Annotated in this window: 2 protein-coding genes and 1 pseudogene; all 3 read left to right on the forward strand. The window is 70.7% G+C overall.

Features of this window, described 5'->3' with window-relative positions:
- Positions 1-163: 163 nt before the first annotated feature.
- Positions 164-1510, forward strand: a complete 1347-nt coding sequence (locus tag ACWCQ6_RS36505; RefSeq protein ID WP_451096719.1) for a phenylacetate--CoA ligase family protein — start codon at positions 164-166, stop codon at positions 1508-1510.
- A gap of 35 nt (positions 1511-1545) precedes the next feature.
- A complete protein-coding gene (locus tag ACWCQ6_RS36510; protein ID WP_451096721.1) occupies positions 1546-2064 on the forward strand; it encodes a nucleoside 2-deoxyribosyltransferase domain-containing protein in 519 nt (172 codons plus the stop codon).
- A 564-nt stretch (positions 2065-2628) separates the two neighbouring features.
- Positions 2629-2946 (forward strand): annotated as a pseudogene (locus tag ACWCQ6_RS36515) (JmjC domain-containing protein); the annotation flags it as partial.
- Positions 2947-3305: the final 359 nt, after the last annotated feature.

The raw sequence follows: 3305 nt of genomic DNA on the forward strand, positions 1-3305 counted from the left end.
AACACCACGCCCGAGACCGCGGCCGACGAGTTCGCCACCGAGATCGACGACGAGGACCTGGAGACCATCTCGGGTGGCCTCGAGCGCATCTGACGTCCATTCCCCGGCCGGGCGCCGGCGCCTGCCGCCGGTGCCCGGCCGGTCGTTCACACGGAGGACTGCGTTGAACCTGCCCAGCGATCTGAAACGCGACTTCCAGCGGCTGCGCGAGCGCATCACGCGCAAGGCGTCGTCCGCATGGTTCCTGGAGAAACGCCGGGAGATCGAGAGCCTGGCGCCGTACGACCCCGAGCGGGGGCGCGAGCGCCTCGACCACCTGCTGGCCACCGCCGCGGAACGGGCACCGTACTACCGCGCCCTGCGCGGCCGAGAGCAGCTGAGCCTGAGCGACTTCCCCCGGACGCGCAAGAGCGACCTGCGCGAGCACTTCATCGACTTCGTCAGCCGCGACGCGACCGGCCGGATGGCCCCCGGCGCGTTCTTCCTGAGCCAGACCAGCGGCAGCACCGGACAGCCCGTCACCCTGCTGTCCACGGCGGAGACCGGCGGACTGCTGACCAACGTGATCCGGGAGCGGTTCAGCACCTTCCTCGGCCTGCCGGACAGCGGCACCGTCCTCAACGTCGGACTGCTCTTCCCCGGCACCCCGCTCTTCGAACCAGTGATGCTGCCCCGCCCCTACGTCAAGTGCAACCTGCGCGGATACGACCCCGGCGCGCCCGACGTCGTCGCCGCCTACGAGGCCGTGGTCGGACGGTTCCCGGTCGATCAGATCACCGGCTCCTCCAGCCGCGTCATCACCCTGGCCCGCTACTGCCTGGAGCGCGGCATCGCCCTGCGCCCGCACGGCGTCGTCGCCACCTACGAGCACATGCCCGACAGCGGCCGCCGTCTGGTCGAGGAAGCGTTCGGATGCCCGGTGACCATGCTGTACACAACCGCGGAAACCGGCTACGCGGCATTCGAATGCAAGCAGCGGCGAATGCACTTCCAGGACGACTTCGTCCTGCCCGAGATCGAGCCGGCCGACGACGAGGCGGGTGAGATCGTCCTGACCTCCCTGCTGTCCACTCCTATGCCGGTCATCCGCTACGTCACGGGCGACCTCGCACACCGCCCGGTCGACTGCGACTGCGGCCTGCCCGGCACCGTCACCGAAGGAATCGTGGGCCGGGCCCGCAGCAGCCTGGTCGGCTACGACGGAGCAACCTACTCGCCCTACGCACTGCTCGCCGCGCTCGCCGCAGCCGGCCTCCCGGACTACCAAGTCGTCCAGGACGAACCGGGCACACTCGACCTGATCACCGCCGGCCCGACGGCACCCGCCGCAGCCTGCGTACACGACCTCAACACCCGCCTCGACACGCACTTCGGCGCCCGACAGGGCTTCCGGCTGCGCCACCGCCCGCACCACGACTTCCAGTTCACCGCGAGCGGCAAACGCAACCCCGTGGTCCAGCACCTGCAGCTGCCGGACACTCCCGAACGCTCGGCATACCTACAGTCCTGAACCTCCGCAAACCCCCGAACGACGAGGAGTGGCGCATGATGGCGACCCTGCGGGTGCGGGTGATCGAGTCCCTGGAGGAATACGCTCCCCGCCCCGGGGAAGCGAAGGTCTTCCTCGCCGGGGGGATGCACAACTGCCCCGACTGGCGGGCCGATGCCATCGCCGCGTTCGAGCGGAGCTGGTCCGACCGGCGCCCCCTGGCTCTGTTCAGCCCCCGCCGGGGCGTCTTTGGCACCTCCGGGTTCAACGAGGCGATGGTGGGCTGGGAGCACTTCCATCTGTCCCGCGCCGACCTGGTGTTCTTCTGGTTTCCCGCCGGCAACGCGCATCGTCCCGAACAGCCCATTGCCCTCTATGAGTTGGGGGCGGCCGCAGCTGTTGGCCAGCCGATCGCGGTCGGTGTGGAGCAGGACTACCGCCGCCGCCTGGACGTGCTGGCCCAACTCCATTACGCCCGGCCGGAACTGCCGGTCCACCACGACCTGGGTTCCACTGTCCGCGCGGCGGTGCGCGTGCTCGGCAGCGGGACGTACCCATTGCGCAACGCTTCCTAGAGCGTGTTCGAAAGTCCGGCCTGGTCGGGGACGTCCGGTACTTCCCCAAGCTCTCGGCTTCGCTCGAGCAGGGGAGAGCCCATTGTTCGCCGCTTTGTCGGTCGTCGGCGCAGCCCGTTGCGTTCTCCTCCCTCCGCCTTGCGATCGCACGCACCGGACGCCCCCGACCCCGCCCTCCGGGCGGACGACACCACTTTCGGAACACGCCCTGGCGCCGAGGCACGCCTCGGCGCCCCGACCCGTCACAGAAGGCCACCGATCCCGATGGAAACCCTCCGCTCCCTGGTGGGCGAGCCCGAACCGTTCCTGACCACGGCGTGGCGACACCATGCCCGGCTCCTGCGCCCGCCCGTGCCGTCCGTTCCGCCGGTCACGCTGGCCGACGTGGACACCGCGCTGGCCTCGGGCCTGCTCCGCCGCCCCTACCTCGAACTCGTCCTCTGTGGAAAGGCCCTGGAGCCGGGCGAGTACACCACCAAGCGCGCCGTCGGTGACCACGTCTTCAGCGGCTATGCCGACACCGCCAAGGTGCTGCGGCAACTCGACGCCGGCGCCACCCTGCTGATGCGCAACATCGAGCACTGGCACCCCCCGGCAGCCGCCCTCACGGATCGGCTCGGCATCGAACTGCGCCGCCGCGTCGAGGCCTTCCTCTTCCTCACCCCGCCCGGCCGACAGGGGCTGGGCCCCCACCGCGACGACGCAGACGTCTTCGTGCTGCAACTGCACGGCAGCAAGCAGTGGCAGGTGCATACGGTCCCCGACGACGGACACTGGCAGACCGGCTACGAGCCGAACCCGGGACCGGTGCAGCTGGAGACCACGACAAGCGCGGGCGAGGTGCTTTACATCCCCCGCGGCGCACCGCACTCGGCCGTCGGCCACGCAGACGGCCTCTCCGTCCACCTGTCGCTGACCGTACGGCAGCCCGGCACCGCCGACCTGCGCGCGGCGCTGGCCCGCCACCTCGACGACGGGATCCACCTGCCGCCCCGCCCGGTGGACCGGGCCGAGCTGCACCGCGCCGCGGCCGAGCTGCTCGACCACCAACGCCGGCGGCTGGCCGGGCTGACCCCGGAGGACCTGTGTGCAGCCGTGGAGACCGTTCCCGAGCCCGGGTCCGGTACCGCTTCGCTTTCGCCGGAGCCCTGGGCCGGACCGTCGGCGCCGGCTTCGACCGCATCGGCGACCTCGTCCCCGTCTTCATCGAGCACGGCCTCACCACCCTCCAGGAAGGCTGA

The sequence above is a fragment of the Streptomyces sp. NPDC001880 genome, from assembly GCF_053594575.1.